The organism is Herbaspirillum frisingense GSF30, assembly GCF_000300975.2.
Classification (GTDB): Bacteria; Pseudomonadota; Gammaproteobacteria; order Burkholderiales; family Burkholderiaceae_D; genus Herbaspirillum; species Herbaspirillum frisingense.
Map to the genome: position 1 here is coordinate 30,670 of NZ_AEEC02000037.1, position 21,511 is coordinate 52,180.

General features: G+C 63.9%; 16 protein-coding genes. 4 read left to right on the forward strand and 12 right to left on the reverse strand.

Features of this window, described 5'->3' with window-relative positions; genetic code table 11:
- Positions 1 to 6: 6 nt before the first annotated feature.
- The 3 genes from acnD to HFRIS_RS20245 all read left to right on the forward strand — a co-directional run bounded on the left by acnD (position 7) and on the right by HFRIS_RS20245 (position 5,926).
- Complete coding sequence (acnD, locus tag HFRIS_RS20235; RefSeq protein ID WP_006464855.1) at positions 7 to 2,628, forward strand: Fe/S-dependent 2-methylisocitrate dehydratase AcnD; 2,622 nt, start codon at positions 7 to 9, stop codon at positions 2,626 to 2,628.
- Positions 2,625 to 3,815 carry a 2-methylaconitate cis-trans isomerase PrpF gene (gene prpF, locus HFRIS_RS20240; protein WP_006464856.1) on the forward strand — a complete coding sequence of 397 codons (1,191 nt, stop codon included), beginning with the start codon at positions 2,625 to 2,627 and terminating at the stop codon, positions 3,813 to 3,815. The genes acnD and prpF overlap by 4 nt, the downstream gene beginning before the upstream one ends.
- Positions 3,816 to 4,783: 968 nt before the next feature.
- Positions 4,784 to 5,926: a serine hydrolase domain-containing protein gene (locus HFRIS_RS20245; RefSeq protein WP_039876655.1), complete on the forward strand. Its 1,143-nt coding sequence runs from the start codon at positions 4,784 to 4,786 to the stop codon at positions 5,924 to 5,926.
- A gap of 108 nt (positions 5,927 to 6,034) precedes the next feature.
- Here the strand turns inward: HFRIS_RS20245 and dld are convergent, their stop codons facing one another.
- The 9 genes from dld to HFRIS_RS20290 form a co-directional block, all read right to left on the reverse strand.
- Positions 6,035 to 7,741, reverse strand: coding sequence for a D-lactate dehydrogenase (gene dld / locus HFRIS_RS20250; protein ID WP_006464859.1), 1,707 nt, complete (start codon positions 7,739 to 7,741; stop codon positions 6,035 to 6,037).
- A gap of 8 nt (positions 7,742 to 7,749) precedes the next feature.
- On the reverse strand, positions 7,750 to 8,796 hold the full coding sequence (locus tag HFRIS_RS20255; protein WP_006464860.1) for an ABC transporter permease: 1,047 nt from the start codon (positions 8,794 to 8,796) through the stop codon (positions 7,750 to 7,752).
- A 40-nt stretch (positions 8,797 to 8,836) separates the two neighbouring features.
- The gene (locus HFRIS_RS20260; RefSeq protein WP_006464861.1) at positions 8,837 to 10,357 is read right to left on the reverse strand and encodes a sugar ABC transporter ATP-binding protein; all 1,521 of its coding nucleotides are present in this window, start codon (positions 10,355 to 10,357) and stop codon (positions 8,837 to 8,839) included.
- Between the two features lie 63 nt (positions 10,358 to 10,420).
- A complete protein-coding gene (locus tag HFRIS_RS20265; RefSeq protein ID WP_006464862.1) occupies positions 10,421 to 11,500 on the reverse strand; it encodes a sugar ABC transporter substrate-binding protein in 1,080 nt (359 codons plus the stop codon).
- A gap of 173 nt (positions 11,501 to 11,673) precedes the next feature.
- A complete protein-coding gene (gene rpiA, locus HFRIS_RS20270) occupies positions 11,674 to 12,387 on the reverse strand; it encodes a ribose-5-phosphate isomerase RpiA (RefSeq protein ID WP_006464863.1) in 714 nt (237 codons plus the stop codon).
- 49 nt (positions 12,388 to 12,436) lie between these two features.
- Positions 12,437 to 13,276 (reverse strand): MurR/RpiR family transcriptional regulator, encoded by an 840-nt coding sequence (locus tag HFRIS_RS20275; RefSeq protein ID WP_006464864.1) that lies wholly within the window; start codon positions 13,274 to 13,276, stop codon positions 12,437 to 12,439.
- Positions 13,273 to 13,989: a phosphoglycolate phosphatase gene (gene gph / locus HFRIS_RS20280; RefSeq protein WP_006464865.1), complete on the reverse strand. Its 717-nt coding sequence runs from the start codon at positions 13,987 to 13,989 to the stop codon at positions 13,273 to 13,275. The genes HFRIS_RS20275 and gph overlap by 4 nt, the downstream gene beginning before the upstream one ends.
- Positions 13,986 to 15,512, reverse strand: a complete 1,527-nt coding sequence (gene xylB / locus HFRIS_RS20285) for a xylulokinase (RefSeq protein WP_006464866.1) — start codon at positions 15,510 to 15,512, stop codon at positions 13,986 to 13,988. The genes gph and xylB overlap by 4 nt, the downstream gene beginning before the upstream one ends.
- A 2-nt stretch (positions 15,513 to 15,514) precedes the next feature.
- Positions 15,515 to 16,981 (reverse strand): aldehyde dehydrogenase family protein, encoded by a 1,467-nt coding sequence (locus tag HFRIS_RS20290; RefSeq protein ID WP_006464867.1) that lies wholly within the window; start codon positions 16,979 to 16,981, stop codon positions 15,515 to 15,517.
- A 182-nt stretch (positions 16,982 to 17,163) separates the two neighbouring features.
- On the opposite strand from HFRIS_RS20290, the gene HFRIS_RS20295 reads away from it, so the two are divergent.
- On the forward strand, positions 17,164 to 17,916 hold the full coding sequence (locus HFRIS_RS20295) for an SDR family NAD(P)-dependent oxidoreductase (protein WP_006464868.1): 753 nt from the start codon (positions 17,164 to 17,166) through the stop codon (positions 17,914 to 17,916).
- A 99-nt stretch (positions 17,917 to 18,015) separates the two neighbouring features.
- Here the strand turns inward: HFRIS_RS20295 and HFRIS_RS20300 are convergent, their stop codons facing one another.
- The 3 genes from HFRIS_RS20300 to HFRIS_RS20310 all read right to left on the reverse strand — a co-directional run.
- A complete protein-coding gene (locus tag HFRIS_RS20300; RefSeq protein WP_006464869.1) occupies positions 18,016 to 18,957 on the reverse strand; it encodes a ketopantoate reductase family protein in 942 nt (313 codons plus the stop codon).
- 2 nt (positions 18,958 to 18,959) lie between these two features.
- Positions 18,960 to 20,333: an MFS transporter gene (locus tag HFRIS_RS20305; RefSeq protein WP_006464870.1), complete on the reverse strand. Its 1,374-nt coding sequence runs from the start codon at positions 20,331 to 20,333 to the stop codon at positions 18,960 to 18,962.
- 209 nt (positions 20,334 to 20,542) lie between these two features.
- Positions 20,543 to 21,511, reverse strand: a 969-nt coding sequence (locus HFRIS_RS20310) for an aldehyde dehydrogenase family protein (RefSeq protein WP_039876659.1), incomplete at its 5' end; no start/stop codon positions are given.

Here is a 21,511-nt window from a genome sequence, read left to right on the forward strand (position 1 = left end):
ACTGCCATGAATACCCAATACCGCAAGCCACTGCCCGGCACCCGCCTGGATTACTTCGACGCCCGCGCTGCGGTGGAGGCCATCCGCGCCGGCGCCTGGGCGGGACTGCCCTACACTTCCCGCGTGCTGGCCGAGAACCTGGTGCGCCGCTGCGACCCCGCCACCCTCACCGATTCGCTGCGTCAGCTCATCGAGCGCAAGCGCGAACTGGACTTCCCCTGGTTCCCGGCCCGCGTGGTGTGCCATGACATCCTGGGCCAGACCGCGCTGGTGGACCTGGCCGGCCTGCGCGATGCGATTGCCGACATGGGTGGCGATCCGGCCAAGGTCAACCCGGTGGTGCCGGTGCAATTGATCGTGGACCATTCGCTGGCGGTGGAATGTGGCGGCGACGACCCGCAGGCCTTCGAGAAGAACCGTGCCATCGAGGATCGCCGCAATGAAGACCGTTTCCACTTCATCGACTGGACCAAGCTGGCCTTCGAGAATGTGGACGTGATCCCGCCCGGCAACGGCATCATGCACCAGATCAATCTGGAGAAGATGTCGCCGGTGATCCACGCCAAGGACGGCGTGGCCTTCCCCGACACCCTGGTCGGCACCGACAGCCATACCCCGCACGTAGATGCCCTGGGCGTCATTGCCATCGGCGTGGGCGGCCTGGAAGCCGAGAACGTCATGCTGGGCCGCGCCTCCTGGATGCGCCTGCCCGACATCATCGGTGTGGAGCTGACCGGTCGTCGCCAGCCCGGCATTACCGCCACCGACATCGTGCTCTCGCTGACCGAGTTCCTGCGCAAGCAGAAGGTGGTGGGCGCCTATCTGGAATTCTATGGCGACGGCGCCGCCAGCCTGACCCTCGGCGACCGCGCCACCATCTCCAACATGGCCCCGGAATATGGCGCCACCGCCGCCATGTTCTCCATCGACCAGCAGACCATCGACTATCTCAAGCTGACCGGCCGTGAAGACGAGCAGGTCAAGCTGGTGGAAACCTATGCCAAGGAAGCCGGCCTGTGGTCCGACACCCTGGCCAAGGCCGAGTACGAGCGCGTGCTGCGCTTCGACCTCTCGACCGTGGTGCGCACCCTGGCCGGCCCCAGCAATCCGCACAAGCGCCTGCCGGTCTCCGAGCTGGCCGCCCAGGGCATCGCCGGCAAGGTCGAGAACGAACCGGGCAAGATGCCCGACGGCGCCGTCATCATCGCCGCCATCACCAGCTGCACCAACACCAGCAATCCGCGCAACGTGATCGCAGCGGCGCTGCTGGCACGTAACGCCAATCGTCTGGGACTGGAACGCAAGCCCTGGGTCAAGAGCTCGCTGGCGCCTGGCTCCAAGGCGGTCGAACTGTACCTGGACGAAGCCGGCCTGACTGCCGACCTGGAGAAACTGGGCTTTGGTATCGTGGCCTTCGCCTGCACCACCTGCAACGGCATGTCCGGCGCGCTCGATCCCAAGATCCAGCAGGAAATCATCGACCGCGACCTCTATAGCACTGCCGTGCTGTCCGGCAACCGCAACTTCGACGGCCGCATCCACCCCTATGCCAAACAGGCATTCCTCGCCTCGCCGCCACTGGTGGTGGCCTATGCGATTGCCGGCACCATCCGCTTCGACATCGAGCAGGACGTGCTGGGCAAGGCCGCCGACGGGCGCGAGATCCGCCTCAAGGACATCTGGCCCAGCGACGAGGAGATCGACGCCGTGGTCGCCAGCGCCGTCAAGCCGCAGCAGTTCCGCAATGTCTACACGCCGATGTTTTCGGCCCGCGTGGATCGCAGCCAGTCGGTCAGCCCGCTGTACAACTGGCGCGCGCAGAGCACCTACATCCGCCGTCCGCCCTACTGGGAAGGCGCGCTGGCCGGCGAGCGCACGCTCTCGGGCATGCGCCCGCTGGCCGTGCTGGGCGACAACATCACCACCGACCACCTCTCGCCCTCCAACGCCATCCTGCTCGACAGCGCCGCCGGCGAGTACCTCGCCAAGATGGGCCTGCCGGAAGAAGACTTCAATTCCTACGCCACCCACCGCGGCGACCACCTGACCGCGCAGCGCGCCACCTTCGCCAATCCCAAGCTGTTCAACGAGATGGTGAAGAAAGCCGATGGCAGCGTGCAACAAGGTTCTCTGGCGCGCCTGGAGCCGGAAGGCAAGGTCATGCGCATGTGGGAAACCATCGAAGCCTACATGGAACGCAAGCAGCCGCTGATCATCATCGCTGGCGCCGACTATGGCCAGGGTTCTTCGCGCGACTGGGCCGCCAAGGGCGTGCGCCTGGCCGGTGTGGAAGCCATCGTGGCCGAGGGCTTCGAACGCATCCACCGCACCAACCTGATCGGCATGGGCGTGCTGCCGCTGGAGTTCAAGACCGGCGAGAATCGCAACACCTATGCCATCGACGGTACCGAAACCTATGACGTCATCGGCCAGCGCCGCCCGCGCGCGGACCTGACCCTGGTCATCCATCGCAAGAACGGCGAACGCGTCGAAGTGCCGGTGACCTGCCGTCTCGATACCGCCGAAGAAGTCTCGATCTATGAAGCCGGCGGCGTACTGCAACGCTTCGCCCAGGATTTCCTGGAAGCCTCCGCCAGTGCCGGCCAGAACGCAAAGGAACAAGCATGAGCCAAGTCCCCCAGATCCGTATCCCCGCCACCTACCTGCGTGGCGGCACCAGCAAGGGCGTCTTCTTCAAGCTGGACGACCTGCCCGAGGCCGCCCGCGTACCGGGTCGCGCCCGTGACAAGCTGCTCCAGCGCGTCATCGGCAGCCCCGATCCCTATGGCAAGCAGATCGATGGCATGGGCGGCGCTACCTCCAGCACCAGCAAGACGGTCATCATCTCGCGCAGCAGCCGTCCCGGCCATGACGTCGACTACCTGTTCGGCCAGGTCTCCATCGACAAGGATTTCGTGGACTGGAGCGGCAATTGCGGCAACCTGTCGGCCGCCGTCGGCCCGTTTGCCATTGCCGCCGGCCTGGTCGATCCCTCCAAGCTGCCGCAGGATGGCGTGGCCGTGATCACCATCTGGCAAGCCAATATCGGCAAGACCATCGTGGCGCATGTCCCGATCCGGGGCGGCCAGGTGCAGGAAACCGGTGACTTCGAACTGGACGGCGTGACCTTCCCGGCCGCCGAAGTGCAACTCGAATTCATGGACCCGGCGGCCGAGGAAGAAGGCGCCGGCGGCGCCATGTTCCCCACCGGGAACGTCGTCGATACGCTGGACGTGCCCGGCGTGGGCAGCTTCCAGGCCACCATGATCAATGCCGGCATTCCGACCATCTTCCTCAATGCGGAAGAGATCGGCTACACCGGCACCGAGCTGCAGGACGCCATCAACAGCGACCCGGCCGCGCTGGCGCGTTTCGAGACCATCCGCGCCCACGGTGCCATCCGCATGGGCTTGATCACCAAGGTAGAAGAAGCCGCCACCCGCCAGCACACTCCCAAAGTAGCCTTCGTGGCCAAGCCCAAGGAATATGTCTCCTCCAGCGGCAAGACGGTGGGCGTGCAGGATACCGACGTCCTGGTGCGCGCCATGTCCATGGGCAAGCTGCACCACGCCATGATGGGGACCGCAGCGGTAGCCATTGGCACGGCCGCGGCCATTCCCGGGACATTGGTCAACCTGGCTGCAGGTGGTGGCGAACGCAACAGCGTGCGCTTCGGCCACCCCTCCGGCACCTTGCGCGTGGGCGCCGAGGCCAGGCTGGAAGACGATCAGTGGGTGGTCACCAAGGCCATCATGAGCCGCAGTGCGCGGGTGCTGATGGAGGGTTGGGTGCGGGTGCCGGGCGACGCTTTCTGATAGCGGCTGAAAACGCTCGTTCTGCCCCTATCTGCACTTACCGTTGACGGTTTTGTAGATGATGACGGGCAGTCCGAGCAAGCCGCCGCCGCTCGTGCATTCCGGAACGACGGCTTTCTTGATCCCCTCAGCGAGGCTGTTACGTGGTCCGCCAGGGTTTAATTGCTCATTGGCCATCTCCGCATAGCTCTTTTGCCGTGGTTGCGTGTCTCTGTAGTGATCTGGAAGGATCAATGGCGCCCCAATCGACGCCCGGCTATCGCTCCCCAGTACGGCAGGAGACGCGGACGTGGCCAAGCTTTGAGTAGCGTCGCTCGCCTGCTTTAATCCATTACTTTCCAATTGCACCAGCGCGGTCGTCGGCGACACGGTAGATGGTCTCGGCAGGACTGCTGCCCGTGATGCTCTTCGCCTGGGTACTGGAGATAATTCTGCCGGTTCTCCACGCAATGACAGGGCAGGACTCGCAGTTGCCGACGGCACGAGAACGACCGTAATCGACCGAGACTCCCGCTCAACGCCATGAGCCCGAACGCGTGGCGCGGTCGCGTGCGTCAGCCACCACGCTAGCGCGAGATGGAGCAGGCTCGCCAACGCGATCGCCATTAGATATCGCCAATTCGATTCTCTCGGCTGAGAGCTTGATAGGGTTTTTGTCATTCTGCTGGTCTGCCTCAAAACAAATCAGGCTGGCACAGTCCTCATGGATCACAACAACGAGAGGGCGCTGCGCATCAACTTCGTGCGAGCGAACTCTACCAAGATGAAGTGACGCCTCAGACGCGAACACACTTTTAGGCGTCTTCATCAAAGTTCTTTGAGGGAATGATCTCGTTTGAGCGAATGGTTGACACGTAAAACCTGTCAACGGAATATTCGCGGCGCTAAGTTCAACGACCAACGAACTTCAAGCACCGGAAAACATCACCATTGCAGCCAGTTCCTCTGGGACCGCAAGCATTCAAGACATGTTCAGACATCCACTCAAGAAAACGGTATTGACCAGTCTGTGGGGCATCGTGGCCGCACTGACCAACGGCTGCGCCTCAGTTCATGACGGCAGAACATCAGCACAGATCGTTTCGCTGCGGGACGTGCTACAGCAAAACGCCAGCCGGTACGGTGTCTGCGCCACAACGGCGCTCATCAAGCAACGCCAACTTCTATCCGTCGAAACGGCTCAAGGTTGCGCATCCGCTTCGCTCTTGACTCCCGATAGCGTTTTTGAAGCGGCCTCCCTGAGCAAGCCCGTGTTCGCCTATGCGGTGCTCAAGCTCGTACAGGATGGGACGCTGGACCTTGACGCTCCTGTCTTGAACTACCTTCCGGATGGATACCTGCATCAGGCCCAACCCTACAAGCAGAATTCGAAGACCGATCAGGTGAGCGATCCTCGCATCCAGTCCATCACGGTACGCATGGCGTTGAACCACACCAGCGGCCTGCCCAATTGGGCGGGAGGACCACTGACCTTCGAAGGCGAGCCTGGCGAGAGGTGGCGATACTCCGGCGAAGCTTATGTGCTGCTGCAGCGTGCAGTCGAGGCAGTGACCCATGAAAAGCTCGACGAATTCATGGAACGCCGGGTCTTCCGGCCACTGGGCATGAAGAACAGTGCCTTCATTCGCCAATCGAGACTGGAACAACATATCGTGGCTGGTTCGACCAGCGACGGAACGGTCATGCGGCCCTTCCCTTTCAGGGTTCCCGTGGCCGCTTTCACGCTCTACACGAGTGCCAAGGACTACGGGCTGTTTCTCGCCGCCCTTCTCAACGATGAGCGCACTCTCAGGCAGATCGTCGAGTCACCCGTGATAGTCAATCCCAAGCTGGATTTGGGCTGGGGTCTGGGTTGGGGGCTGGAGCGCAAACCGGACGATATTCTGATCTGGCATTGGGGCAACAACCCGGGCTACAGGGCCTTCGTGATGGCATCGACCACGAGCGGAGATGGCTATGTCATGCTCACCAATAGCGACGCAGGGCTGGCACTTGCCCAGCCCCTTGCTGACGCGGTACTGCCACAAGGGCCGCATAAGGCCTTTCGCTTTCATCTGCTGCGGGAAGGTCTGAGCAACATCCTGTGCGAAACCTTCGACGTCTGCCTGTAGCAAGCCAGTTAGCCAGGCGCGGTGACACCGCTCGCCAATGCAGTATTCATTCGGCATCGGCTGAGGTGGTGAAGAGACAGCCGCGCATCCAGCTCCTTGACCGTTTCTCTAGCGCCAGTGCTTCAGCCGCGAGGTCTTGCCGATACCGGGGTTGAAGCTGTTGGTCGGGTCGAGCCTGCGATAGAAGTCTTCCAGTGCGGGTTCGGCCCGGTATTGATGGCCGACGTTATGTTCGGCCGGGTACTTGGCGCCCTTGGCGTCGAGCAGGGCCAGGATGGCTGATTTGACCTGCTCGCAGTCTTCCCCCTTCCGGACCAGGTATTCCTGGTGCATCACGTGGCAAAAGAAGTGGCCGCAATACATGGTGAAGCGGATCTTGTCGGCGATCTCAGGAGGAAGCTGCTCGAACCAGTCGCGGGTATTGCGCGGTAGCGCGATATCCAGCGCCACGATGTCTTCCACTTCCTGCGCATGGACGGCGCGATAGCGCACGATGGCGGCGCCCACCACGAAGCGGTTGAGGAAGGCCGCCCTGCCCTCGGCGGCATCACATTCGAAGAAATCCCCCGTCACCGACGGCATGCGCGCCTGCAGGAAGCCCCGCGCGAAGGCCGCGCCGTCTTCACTCATCTTCAACAGCAAGTGGTGCTGGTAGCGATCCCGATATTGCGTCAATCGCGCCGGCAAATGTCGCGGCAACCAGCCGGAGAGCCGCTGCAGCAGGCGATCACTGCAGCCGGGGCGCAGGCCCAGCCGCTCCAGCCAGGCGTCGACCCGGCTCTTCATGGCGAAGGCCTGCATCAGACGTTCCGTGCCGAAATGATGGATGAAGAGGAACAGGTCCTTGCCATAGCGCTCGCTGGCCTCGAAGGCGGAGCGGTGCATGTATTCGCCGGCAATCGGCAGATGCGGCGACTGCTGCAGCAGCCCGCGCCGGATGTCTTCCAGTTCGGCGGCGTCGTTGCTGCCGATGTAGAACACGGTGGACGAGGCATCGGCCGCAAAGGTGTCCAGCCGCAGGGCGAATACCACCACGTGGCCGGCCGAGCCTGAGGCTTCATAGAGGCGGCGCGGGTCGGCGTTGTAGCGGGCTGGCGTGGCGGCGTCGACATCGCGCACATGCTGGGCATACTCATGATCGGACGCATGGCGACCACCGCAGTCGCAGTTGTCAGCAGCGCCAACGCCACCACCGTCGGTATTGGGCAACTGGCCGCCGTCCAGGCGGTCGAGGATTTCTTCCGGTGTCTCTCCCAATTCCAGCCCCAGATGATTGACCAGACGCAGTTGACCGTCGCTATCCACCTGCGCATACAGCGCCAACTGGGTGTAGGCCGGACCACGGCGTATCAGCGAGCCACCGGAGTTGTTGCAGATGCCGCCGGTGACGGAGGCGCCCATGCAGCTTGATCCGATCACCGAATGCGGCTCGCGACCGAGCGGTTTCAGGGTCCGTTCCAGCTGGTCCAGCGTGACGCCGGGCTGGGTCAGCACCTGCTGTCCCTGTGCCAGCAGTTCCAGCCGACGCAGGCGCAAGGTGTTGAGCACGATCACGGGCCGGTCATAGCCCGCTTCGGCAGGACTGGAGCCGCCCGTCAGGCCGGTGTTGGCCGCCTGGCAGATGACGATGGTATCGGCCGCATGACAGGCCTGCAGCACCTGCCACATCTGGCGCAGGCTGCCGGGGCGCACCACGGCAGCCGCGTCGCCCTGGCCATAGCGATATCCCCGGCAATAGCGGCGCTTGGCGGAGGCGCTGGTCAGCACGTGGGGCGGGCCTACGATGTCCTGCAGACTGCGGATCAAGGCTTCCATCGTCGGGCTCACTGGACGAAGAAGCGCACGCGGATGGCATCGATGGCAACGGCGATGAAGATCATCACCCCGCCAATCATGCCGACATAGAACGAGGGCACGTTGGTGATGGCCAGGCCGACCTGGATCACCGTCAGCAACAGCACGCCACCGAGGATGCCCAGAACGCTGCCACGCCCGCCGAATACGCTCACACCGCCGATGATGGGGGCGGCGATCGCATATAGCAGATAGCTCGCGCCCTGGTTGGAGGTGATGGCGATCTGCCAGGAAGCCAGCAGATAACCGGCAACACCCGCGAGGAAACCGGCCAGTGCGTAGCAGATGATCTTGATCCGGTGTACCCGGATGCCGGCCGCATGCGAGGCCAGCGCATTGCCGCCCACGGCGTAGATGGAGCGGCCCAGCACGGTCCGGCGCAGCAGCACCGACATCGCCAGCAAGGCCAGCACGAAGATCACCGGCATGATCGGCCAGCCACCCAGGGTGGCCGATCCGATCCAGATGTAGCCATCGTCGAGGTTGGTGATGGTCTTGCCCTGGGTCAGCGCCAGCAAGGCGCCCTGCAGCACGATCATCATGGATAGTGTCTGGATCAGCGAGACCATGCGCAGTCGGGTGATGCACAGGCCGTTGAACCAGCCGATCAGGGTGGCCACCGCCACGCCGGCCAGCATGGTGATCCACCACGGCCCGCCGACGCTGGCATACAGCCAGGCGCCGATGGCCGAGGAAAAGCCCAGGTTGGCCGGCAGCGACAGGTCGATCTCGCCCACCAGCAACGGCAGGGCCACTGCCAGCGCCAGCAGGCCCAGCACGGTGGCCTGGACCAGGATGTTCTGCAGGTTCATCACGCTGAGGAAGAACTGGCTGAACAGGCCGAAGCCCAGCACCAGGGCCACCAGCCAGATCCAGACCACATTGCGCAGTACCCAGCCCAGTACCTGGCGGGGCCGGTGTGATGAACTGCCCTGTGGCCTGCCTTGTGGGCCAGGTTGTCCGCTGGCGGACTGCGGGGCGCCGGGCGTGGCGCCGATTTCTGTTGCGCTTGTCATGCGGGTGTCTCCTTTTGTCATGGTCTGTTCCAGGCGGCGCTCATTGCGAAAGCTGGCGCAGCCTGTCGGTACTGATGTCGTCGCCCTCGACCACATGGGCGATACGCCCGCGCTGGAAGATGCAGACGCGGTCCGCGGCACGGGCCAGTTCGTCGACATCGGTGGAGACGATGATCACGCACACGCCGGCCCGGCTCAGCTGATCGAGGATGCGCAGGACGTCCTGCTTGACGCCCACGTCGATGCCACGGGTCGGCTCGTCCAGGATCAGCAGGCGCGGCATGGTCGCCAGCACGCGGCCCAGGCAGACCTTTTGCTGGTTGCCGCCGCTGAGGGTATTGACGGCCTCGTCTGCGCTACCGGCCTTGATGCCCATGCGGGTGAAGTAGGAGGAACAGACCTGCTGCTCCTGTCCACGATCCACCAGGCCGCGCCGGATGCGCTGGCGCAGTGAAGACAGCGCGATGTTTTCGCGGATCGACAGATGCCCCACCACACCGTCGCGACGGCGGTCGTCGGAAAGATAGGCGATGCCCATGGCAAAGGCCTGGTCAGGCGTCTGCGGCACGCGGGCCGTCGCCTCGCGTGCAAAGGCGATCTGCCCGGCCTGCAGCGCTGCCAGGCCGAACAGGCTGCGCGCCAGCTCCTTGGCCCCCTCCCCTGGCAAGCCGGTGAAACCGACGATCTCGCCGGCGCGGATGTCCAGCTGCGCCACGTCCAATCGCTCTCCCCGCACGCCGCTCAGGCGAATCCCTTCCTCGCCCTTGGGGGATAGACTGCGATCGCGCTGGAACAGGTCCAGTTCGCGCCCGAGGACGAACTCGGAAAGCCGGGAGGAATTCAGGCTGCCCACCTCCTCGCAGTTGGCCACCAGTTCGCCATCGCGCAGTACGGTGACGGCGTCGCAGATGTCGAGGATTTCATCGTTGAAGTGGGAAATGAAGAGAAAGGTCACGCCGGATGCGCGCAGCTGGCGCATGAAGTCGAACAGCTGCAGACGGTCCGGCACCGTGAGTGAGGCCGTCGGCTCATCGAGGATGATGACGCTGCCGCCGGAGAACATGGCCCGCAGGATATTGAGCTTGCGACGGGCGACGGCATCCAGGCTACCGGCCAGGCGGTCGGCCTCGATACCGGTGCCGGCCAGCATGCGCGTGGCATTCTCGCGCATGCGGCGCCAGGCGATGAAACCGCGTGAGGCCGGCCAGAGGCCCAGCATCAGGTTTTCCATCACCGACATGTGCTCGATGATCATCGGTTCCTGCGGTACCAGGAAGACGCCGGCGGCTTCCATGCGCTTGACGTCGGCGCCCTGGATCTCCTGGTCGTTCAGGAAAATGCGGCCTTCGCTGGGAGCGCGTTGGCCGGAAATGATGCCCACCAGCGTGCTCTTGCCGGCACCGTTTTCGCCGAGCAGGCCGTGGATGCTGCCACGGCGGATGCCCAGGTTGATGGAACGCAGTGCATGGAAGGCGCCATAGCGCTTGCTGATGTTTTCCACGTGCAGGGCCAGGTCCGCTTGGGCCTGTACCGATGCACGGGGAGCTGCTTGGGTCGTCATGGCGCCTCCTTGGCGAGTGGTGATCCGCTATTGGCCGCTATTGGCTCATCGGCCGGCAGGCCATCAGGTATAGGCGATGCCCCACACCTTCTCGGCCACGTAACCCCAGTGCCGCTGGTCAGCGGCATTGCTGCGGTCGATCACGAAGGGCGGAATGATCAGCGTGGGACCGGTCTGGCCCTTGACGATCAGGCCCTTCTCCCAGAAGTATTTCTTGTTCTCGTACGGCCCGATGGGGACTTCCTTGCCGGCGATGGAATACTTGACCAGCATTTCCACCGCCACCTCGCCATAGGCGATCGGGTCCTGCGAGACGCAGGCGTCCATGTAGCCATCCTGGATCCAGCGCAGCGCCACCGGCTCGCCATCGATGGTGACGAAGATGACGTGGTCCTTTTCATCAACCTTCTTCCAGCGGTTCTTCTGCTGCAGGGCGGTGGCGATGCCGCGTGCCGGCGAATCGCTGGGCGCATGCACGGCGTCCAGGTCAGGATGTTCGGACAGCGTGGCCAGGGTGACGGACAGCATCTGGTCCAGCTTGCCTTCGGTGGGTCGGGCAATGTAGGTGATGCCGGGATACTTGGCGAACTCGGCATCCATGCCCTCCTTGCGCTGGCGCCAGGCCACGCTGGCCAGCGCGCCGTAGCAGTTGAGGACCTTGCCCTTGGGGCTGCCGTGCTTCTTGATCAGACGGTTGATGATTTCCCTGGCAGCCATGACGCCGCCCAGGCGGTTGTCGAAGCTGACGGTGATGGCGACGTTGCCGCTTTCGGCCGGGGTATCGATGATGGCCACCGGGATCTTCTGCTGGTTATAGCGGCGCAGCGCACTGACGATGGCCTGGCTGTCGATCGGGTCCGACACCAGCGCCGCCGGCCGCGAGAGCATCAGCGATTGCCATTGCTCCAGCTGGCGGGTGTTGTCGAAGCTGGCGTTGGTGGCCTGGAAGCTGCCCTGGTTGGCTTCGACGGCGCGCTTCACGGCCGCCTCCTCGATCACGAAGAAGTAATAGTCCAGGCTCTTGTTGCTGAACGGGATCAGCAGTTTCTGCTGCGCCGACGCCCAGCGCGTGGTGGCCATGGCCCCCAGTGCCAGGCTGCCCAGGACGATCTGGCGGCGGGTGGATTGGTGATTGTGCTTCATGTCTACCTCCAAAAATTTATATAGTTTTGCTATAAAAATGATGCAAGCGAGGCCATGCTGACTATCAGTGAAACGCTTCTGCTTACATCAGGGGCCATCCTCGGGGAAAAACACAACAAGAAAAAACGCAAAGCAAGGCAAAAGAATGCTTGTGTCAGGCGGACGGAGTTTTACTAGATCTCTGCACGCAAGCGAACATGGGAAGTGCCATCAAAGCAGCCCACCACCATGCCCGCGGCTTCACGCGTGAACAGTCCGTTCTCGACCACGCCGGGGATGCGGTTGAGTTCGGTCTCCAGCAGCGGGGCATTGGCGATGCTCTGGCAGTGGCAGTCCAGGATGAAATTGCCGCTATCGGTCACCACCGGCCGCTCGTCCCGGGTACGACGGACGATACGCGCCTCGACGCCCTGCCCTTGCAACAGCCTGGCGATCATGCGTTCGGTCTGCTTCCAGGCGAACTGGACCACCTCTACCGGCAGCGGGAAAGCGCCCAGCCGGTCGACGATCTTGCTCTCGTCGCAGATGGTGATCATCCGGGTGGAGGCATGGGCGATGATCTTTTCCCATAGCAGGCAGGCGCCACCCCCCTTGATCATCTGGAAGTCGCGGTCGATTTCATCCGGACCGTCGATGGTCAGGTCGAGCTGGCCGATTTCATTGGGGTCCATGATGGTAATGCCGACTTCGCGGGCGACGTCGATGGTGGAGCGCGAGGTGGCGGTACAGGTGACGTCGAGGCCATCGGCGATGTGCTTGGCCAGTTCCCGCACGAAGAAGTGCGACGTGGTTCCCGAGCCCAGTCCCAGGCGCATGCCATTGCGTACGAATTCCTCGATGGCGCGGCGGCCGGCCAGTTTCTTTGCTTCGTTCTGGTTCAACTGCATGGATGTCTCCTCTTGAAAAACACGGGCCCGGATGAGGTTGGGCAAAGCGCTAGATCTTGTCCGTCATCCAGGAATCGAGCGCCGGCAACTGATCGGGGAATTCGCTGTTGCTGGCCACGGCGATGGCGGTCACCAGCATGTTGACCACCAGGTGGTGATTCAGACGCGAAGCCAGCGGCGTCATGAATTCGGTCTGGTCATAGGGCAAGACGGCAATGAGGGCATCCGTGACCGCTGCCAGCGGGCTGTTGGCTGCGGTCACCGACACCACCCGGGCGCCGCCGGTACGGGCCGCCATGGCCAGTTCCACCATGCGCTTGGTATGCCCCGATTGCGAGAAGATCAGCGCCACTTCGTTGGGGCGCGAGCGCTCGGCGTGCATCCATTGCTTCTTTTCTTCCATCACCGCCGAGCAACGCAGGCCCAGGCGCTGGAACTTGTGTTCGGCGTCCAGCGCGGTGATCTCGGAAATGCCGCTGGCATAGATGCCGATCCAGTTGGCCGACTGCAGCAGGGCCGCTGCCTCTTCGATCTGGCGCGGGACCAGATCGTCCAGCGCGCGCTGGATGGCGGACAGGGAATTGCGGCAGGTCTTGCGCACGATGTTGCCGATATCATCGTGCCTGGTGATCTGCTCGTAGACGAAGGGCGCCGTGGGCACCAGGCTTTGCGCCAGTCCCAACTTGAAGTCCTGATAGCCGTTGAAGCCGAAGCGGCGGCAGAAGCGCACGATGGTCGGGTCGCTGACGGCACAACGCTCGGCCAGCGCGGCCATGGTCATGTGGATCACCTCGCCCGGCGCCTGGCTGACGAAGCGTGCGATGCGCAATTCGGCGGTCTTCATTTCCTCTTGCTCGCGCAGTATCTGCTGTAGCAGGCTATTGCTCATGACTGTCCTTTATTGTCGGCTTTTATTGTCGGTTTTACCCAGGGGGCGATTCTATAAGACAGCAGGTCCTCCAGGCGATGCAGTCTTTGCTCCTGACCAACCCTGACATCGCTGCCGCCCCCCCAGGGCACCACGAAGAACGGCACGCCGGCCGCAGCGGCCGTGGCCTGGTCGACCGTGGTATCGCCGACGTAGGCCCAGGCGCCCTCGGCCAGCGCCATCTGTTCGGCCACCGCCAGCAGATGGCCGGGATCGGGCTTGCAGGCCGGTACGGCATCGGCGCCCAACGCCACTTCCACCAGCGGCGACAGCTCCAGCAGATCGAGGATTTGCCGCGTCAGCGCATGCGGCTTGTTGGTGCAGATGCCCAGACGGATGCCGGCCGCCCGCAGCTTGGCCAGGTCTTCGCGCACATGGGGAAAGAAGCGCGTATGACTGGCCGGATTGCGGCGGTAGTGAGCGATGTAGCACGCCACGGCGGCATCCAGTTCGGCCGTGCCAAGGGCGACACCCTGTTCAACGAGGATGTCCTCGATCAGGCGGCGCGGACCATTGCCGATGAAGCGTTCGACCTGCGCCACCTCCAGGGCGGCATGGCCTTGTTCGGCCAGGTAGGCATTGACGGCGGCGGCGATGTCGGGCGCACTGTCGATGAGTGTGCCGTCGAGGTCGAAGATGAGGGCCTCGTAGCTGGCGTGTGCGTGCTGGTTCATGGCACCTCCCCGAGCTCTGCCAATGCGCCCAGGCGGGCGAAGCTGCCGGTGAGCAGCGGATAGAGTTGCTGATAGATGGCGCGGGCCTGCTCATAGCGCTCGCGCCGGGTGACGTCGGGGCGCTCGCGGGTAAGCTCCGGCAGCAGGCTGGCGGCGTGGTCGATGTCCGGCCATACCTGCATGCTGACGCCGGCCAGCAGCGCTGCGCCCAGGGCGGCTCCTTCGGCCGCGCCCTGGCGCGTGAGGACGTCGCAACCCAGCATGTCGGCCTGGATCTGCCGCCATACTGCCGAGCGCGCGCCGCCGCCGGAGGTGCTGACTTCCGAAGAGGACACGCCCATGCTGCGCATCAGGTCCTGCATGTCGCACAGGGAATGCACCACGCCCTCCAGTACGCTGCGCGAGAGGTCGGCGTGATCATGGCGGGCATGGAGGCCGATGAAGGCGGCACGGGCTGAAGGATCGGGATGGGGGCAGCGCTCGCCGTTGAGGTAAGGCAGGAACAGCAAGCCATGTGCCCCGGGAACGCTACGCCCGGCGGCCTCGGCGATGGCCTCGAAGGATGGCGACTCGCCCGCGCCGGCACACAGCACATTGCGGAACCAGGCCAGCGCCCCGCCCGCATTGAGTGACACGCCCATGGCATGCCAGCGTTGGTCAGCGACGTTGCAGAAGACCTGTATCCGCCCATCCGGCGAAGACAGGGGTTGATCCAGCGCAGCGGCGACGATGCCGGCGGTGCCGATGGTGGTCTGCAGCGTGCCGGGGGCCACCACGCCGGCACCCAGTGACTGGATCACGCTGTCGCCGCCGCCCCCGATCACCGGAATCCCCGCTGCGATGCCAAACATGGCGGCTGCCTGAGCGTGCACATGGCCGCTGACGACCTGCGATTCGAAACAGGCGGGCAAATGGGCGGAATCCAGCCCGACCAAGGCGATCAGCTCGGTCGCCCACTGCCTGCGCCGTACGTCGAACAGGCCCGTGCCGGATGCGTCGGAGACCTCGGTGGCGATCTCTCCGGTGAGCACGTAACGCAGATAATCCTTGGGATTGAGGGCGACCCGCAGCTGTTCATACCATTGCGGCTCGTGCTGCTGCATCCATAGCAGCTTGCCTCCGGTATAGCCGACCAGCATGCGGTTGCCGGTGTGTGCCAGCAAGGACGTCAAGCCACCGGCCGCCTGCGTGATCCGGTCGGCCTCGGCCTGGTTGCGCTGGTCGTTCCACAGGATGGCCGGACGCAGCGGCCGGTAGTGTTGATCCAGCGCGGTGAGGCCATGCATCTGTCCCGACAGGCCGATGCACAGCACCTCGACCGATCCCGCTGCCTGCAGCACCTGGGCCACGGCCTGGCGCGCCGCTGCTATCCAGTGCGCCGGCTCCTGCTCGACCCAGCGCTCGCGCGGTTGCGACACCGGATAGTCCACGCTGGCGCTGGCGAGGATGCGTGCATCGGTCGAGAGCAGCAAGGCCTTGCAGGCGGAGGTGCCGAGGTCTATGCCCAACAGGCAGGCCGTCATGATCAGACTCCCACGCCGTGATGCAGACGCACGTGCTTGAACTGGAAATACTCCAGCAAGCCCTCGCGCCCGTGCTCCACGCCGACCCCGCTCTGCTTGCGCCCACCATAGGGCGCATTCATGATGCCGGCGTCGACATGGTTGATGGCCACATTGCCGACGTCCAGCTCAGCCGCGCAGCGATGGATTTCCTGCAGGTTCTGGGTATAGGCGTAGGCGGCCAGGCCATAGGGCGTGTCGTTGGCCAGCGCGATGGCCTCATCCAGCGTATCGAAGGGCGCCACGCCGACCAGCGGGCCGAAGGTCTCTTCGCGCATGACCAGCATGGCGTGGGTGCAGTCGGCCACAATGGTGGGCTGGAAGAAGAAGCCCTGCACGAACTGCTCGCCATCCGGGGCAGTGCCGCCAGCCACCAGCCTGGCGCCCTGCTCCAGCGCATCCTGCAGGTGCACCCGGGTCTTCTGCAGGGGCGCAAGCTGCGCCATTGATCCTACGTCCGCCTGCGGATGCAACAGCCCGTCGCCGATGACCAGCGCGCGCGTGCCCGTGGCGAACTGTTCCAGAAAGTCCGCATAGACGGCGCGCTCGACATAGATGCGATTGATGGCGATGCAGATCTGCCCCATGTTGCGGAAGGAACGCCGCACGGCGCCCCGTACCGCTTGTGCCAGATCGGCGTGGCGGGTCACCAGCATGGGGCAATTGCCGCCCAGCTCCAGCGACAGGCGCTTGATCGAGGGACAGGATTGCTGGATGCGCAAGCCGGTCTGGCTCGATCCGGTAAAGGCGATCTTGGAGACAGACGGGTGTTGCACCAGCGCCAGCCCGACGCTGGCACCATCGCCGGTCAGCACGGTCACGATACCGGCCGGAATGCCTGCCTGCCGGGCTTTCTCGGCGATATACAGTGCCGTGAAGGGAGTGAATTCGGAGGGCTTGATGATCACCGCACACCCAGCGGCCACGCCGGCGCACAGCTTCCAGCCGACCAGTTCGGCCGGATAGTTCCAGGGGGTGATGGCCGCCACCACGCCGATGGCTTCGCGCATCACCAGGCTCTGGTAACCGGGCTGGTCATTGGGAATGATCTCGCCGTGCACCCGCAGGGCTTCTTCGGCATAGAAATGGCAGGCTTCAGCCAGCTTTTTGATCTCGCCCAGGGCCTCGCCGAGAGGCTTGCCCTGTTCTGCCGTCATCACCTGGGCCATGGTCGGCGCGTCATCGAGGATCAGGCTGCCCAGCCTGTGCAAGGCATCGGCGCGGACCCGTGCCGGCTGGCGCGACCAGGGGCGCCAGGCAAGCTCGGCCGCCGCGACGGCAGAATCGATCTCGGCCGAAGTAGCCACGGCAATGTCGCCGATGGGCGTGTTGCGAGCGGGATTGCGCACCTGCAGCCGCGAGCCCTGCCCCTCGACGAACTGGCCTGCGATAAACAGCTTGCCCGACAGCCGGGCCAACACATCCTGCATGATGCACCTCCTCGAACGACGGAAAATCTAGTATAACTAGATAAATGCACCGTGGACAACTTAGAAGCGTCGAATTTTTTCTATATATTTAACGATAAACGCCCAAAAAGATTCCGCACGTCAAAAGATAGGCCTGATTTATGTAGCATTACTATCATTTATGATTTCAAGGAGACACAAACATGAACACACGCTCACCCCAGGACCTCACTGGCAAACTGGCCCTGGTGACCGGCGCCGGGCAAGGCATCGGTGCCGCCTGCGCGACAGCACTGGCCGAGCAAGGGGCCACGGTGGTCTGCACCGATCTTGACGGGGATCGTGCCGCCGCCATCGCCACCGGACTGGCGCGGCCAGGCCAGGCGTTCGCGCTGGATGTGACCGATAGCAAGGCCTTGAACGCCCTGGCCGCGAGGATTCCACCGCTGGACATCCTGGTCTGCAATGCCGGCGTGGTCAGCAACACGCCGGCCGAGGAAATGGAAGATGACGAATGGGACCGCGTGCTGGCGGTCAACCTGGGCGGCGTCTTCAAGACCTGCCGGGCCTTTGGCCGACGCATGCTGGAACGTGGCAGGGGCAGCATCATCAACATCGGCTCCATGTCGGGGATGATCGTCAACGTGCCGCAGCCGCAGTGCCACTACAACGCCTCCAAGGCGGCGGTCCACCACCTGACGCGTTCGCTGGCGGTGGAGTGGGCCACGCGCGGGATCAGGGTCAATGCAGTGGCGCCGACCTATATCGCCACGCCGCTGCTGCAGGAGCTGGAAAAGGAAAAGGCCTTGATCGCGCGCTGGATGGATCTCACACCCCAGCAGCGCATGGGGCGCCCGGACGAAGTCGCGGCAGTGGTGGCGTTTCTGGCCTCGGAGGCGGCCAGCCTCATCACTGGCGCCGTCATCCAGGCCGACGGTGGCTATACTTGCATCTGAGGCTTCAAACTTTTGGCCACCTTGCCAAGGTTCGGGAGTCCGCGACAGTGACGGTTTCTGCCGTCATCAGCTTTCTTGCCGACCTTGGGGCAAGACCACTCAGATGGGACCACCACTTTTCTTCAACCTGGCATTGGCCTCCATCATTTTGACCAACTGATACAGCGCCGTCACGGTCGGCGTCGGCACCCCCTGCTCGAGGCCGTGCCTGATCACGGCGCCATTGATGAAGTCGATTTCGGTCTGCCGTCCGGCTTCGATATCCTGCAGCATCGATGGCTTGTGGTTTGTGTGCATCCTGAACGCATGATCTATCGCCTGCTCCACCTGAGGCAGACTGACCGGAATCTGCAGTGCATGGGCCACGGCCACCGTTTCGGTGGCGATGCGCAATGCCAGGCTGCGGCCTTCACCGCTTGATCCGACCGTACCCACATTGCAGCCGCTGACGGCACAGACCGAATTCAACGCTGCATTGAAGGCGATCTTTTCCCAGATGGCTTGTTGCACCTGCGGGTCGGCGCTGCAATGGAGGCCGGCGAGGCTGAAGATTTCGGCGATCTGGCTCACCTCCGGGCGGTGCTGCCCCGACAGCGTCCATATCCTGACCTGGCCATCGCCATGGCTGTGCACCACCCCGGCAGACCTGAGGTCGGCGGGCAGGTTGGTCATGCCGACGATGATGCGTTCGCGCGGAATCACTTCGGCAATGATTTCTGCATTCCCCAGGCCATTTTGCACCGATAGCGCCCAGGTTCCCGGCCCCACCAGATGACCCAGGGCATGGGCGGCGCCGTGGGTATGGAAGCCCTTGGTAAAAAAGACGATCAGATCAAACGGTTCGGAGAAGGTGTCGGCCGTCCCGACCGGCACCCTCACCGTATGCACGCCCTTGTCATCGCTCAGGGACAGGCCGTTACTGCTGATCGCAGCGATCGTAGCGGGGGTGACTTCGATGAAACTGACCTGCTGTCCACTCAGTGCGAGACGCGCACCAAACAGGCCTCCCATGGCGCCAGCGCCGACGATGGCAATGTTCATGCTTAATGTTCCTTCTTCAGATGCGCAGGGGCTACCGTAGCGCGGGGAATATGCTTGCGTACCGACAGCAACGCGACAAAGACGAACAGCATCGCCCCTGCCAACATCGCCAGATAACCTGAGGCACCGCCCTGGGTGATCACGATGGCGCCGGCAAAGGCGCTCAGGATGGCGCCCAGCCGACCGAAGGCCAGTGCTGCGGCAGTGCCGGTGGCGCGCACCTGGGTCGGATAGATATAGGCGCACAGTGCATACATCGTGCATTGGACGGCATTGACGAAGAGCCCGTGCAAGCCTATTCCGACCACCAGCAGCGTGGTCTGGCTGGCCACGTCCAGGCTGCGCAGCAGCAATGCGGTCGCCGCAGCGGCCAGGCAGCACAGCAACATCGGCACCCGTGAGCCGAAGCGGCCGATGATCAAAGCGCACAGCAATGCCCCGAGGACGCCACCGACGTTGTAGGCCGTCAGGCCGCTGCCGGCCACCGAGGGACTCAGGCCCTCTCCGGCCAGCATCGTGGGAAGCCAGCTGAATGCACTGTAGACAGCCAGCAGGTTCATGAAGAAGGCGATCCACAGCGCCATGGTGTCGCGTGCCTGCCCGGGGGCAAACAACGCGCCGAATCCGGCACGCGGGTGCGTGGTCTGTTCACGCGCATCGCTGAAGCGGATGTCGGCTGCCACCGCGCGCGACATGCGCCGCAGCAGGCGTCGCAGCTCATCCCAGCGATGCGGCTGGCGCGCCAGGTAACGCGGCGACTCCGGGATGACGAACCACAGCAACACCGAAAATGCGACCGGCAGCAGACCGCCCAGCAGGAACAGGCCACGCCAGCCGTAGTGCGGCAACACCAGGTTGGCGAACAAGCCCGCCAGCATGCCGCCCAGCGGAACGCAGACGATGGTGGCCGTGACTGCCAGCGTGCGTCTGCGGGCCGGGCTGAATTCGGCCGTCATGGTGGTCGAGGTCGGCAAGGCCCCGCCGATGCCCAGGCCGGCGAAGAAGCGCAGGATGGCAATGGTGGTGATGTCCGGCGAGAGCGAGATGAGGCTGGTGGCCAGGCCGAAGACGAAGACACTGCCGATGATGGCCAGGCGACGCCCGAAACGATCCGCGAACAGCCCGGCGAAGGCGCTGCCGATGCCCATGCCCACCAGGCCGGCCGCGACCGCCGGAGCGAAGGCGTTGCGCGTGATCCCCCATTCCTTGATCAGGCTGGGGATGGCGAAACCGATCAGTTGCCCATCGAAGCCGTCCATGACGATCGACAGCGCCGCCAGGCACACCACCAGCTTCTGGAAACCGGTAAATGCGCCCTCATCCAGCACGCGTCCGATATCGACGGTCTTGGCTTGTTCTACGGTGTGGGTGCTCATGCGCGCTCCCGGGTGTTGCCAACGGTGATCGCGGGGGTGGGTGAAGCGATGCGCGCGGGCGCGCAGTCGTGCTGCAAGAGCCAGGATGTCGTTGTCATGGCGGTCTCCTCGTTGATATCGCACGGGTCCGATGCGGATCGGCCCGCTGTTGCGATTATTGTTGTGGTGTTCGGTCAGGCCGGATCTTTGCGCGCCTGATCTCGTCCGGCTCAGAACGGGTAATGACGTGGCGTGGTTTGCACCGTGACCCAGCGCAGGTCAGTGAATTCGGCGATGCCGGCCTTGCCGCCGAAATGGCCGAAGCCACTCGACTTGACACCGCCGAAGGGCATCTGTGCCTCGTCGTGGACGGTGGCGCCATTGATGTGGCAGATGCCCGATTCGATACGGCGCGCCAGGCTCAGGGCGCGGGCGACATCGCGGCTGAACAGCGCTGCCGACAAGCCATATTCGTTGTCGTTGGCACAGGCGATGGCGGCCTCATCATCCTTGACCCGCACGATGGGCTTGACCGGTCCGAAGGACTCTTCGTGGTAGATATTCATCTGCGCCGTTACGTGGTCCAGCAGCGTCGCCGGCATCAGCGTGCTCTCGGCCTTGCCGCCGCAGACCATCGTTGCGCCCTTGGCCAGGGCATCGTCGATGAGGGCGTTGCAGCGCTGTACGGTGGCCAGATCCACCACCGAACCCAATACCACCGGTCCCTGGCGCGGATCGCCCAGCGGCAGGCTGCGCGCCTTGGCGGCCAGACGCGCGACGAAGTCATCGGCGACGCGCTCGTCGACGATGATGCGCTCGGTGGACATGCAGATCTGCCCAGAATTGGCGAAGGCACCAAAGGCTGCGGCCTGTACGGCCGCCTCGATGTCGCCATCGTGCAGGACGATGAAAGGCGCCTTGCCGCCCAGTTCCAGCACGGCGGGCTTGAGGTGCCTGGCGCATTGCGAGGCGATGAGGCGGCCCACACGGGTCGACCCGGTGAAATTGACCCGTCGCACCGCCGGGTTGGCGATGATGGCCTCGACAATTTGCCCGGCGTCTTGCGGTGCGTTGGTAATGAAGTTGACCACGCCCGCAGGCAGGCCGGCATCCTGGATGGCTTCGATGATGAGGCCATGCGTGGCCGGACAGATTTCGGAGCCCTTGAAGACGACGGTATTGCCGCAAGCCAGCGGCAA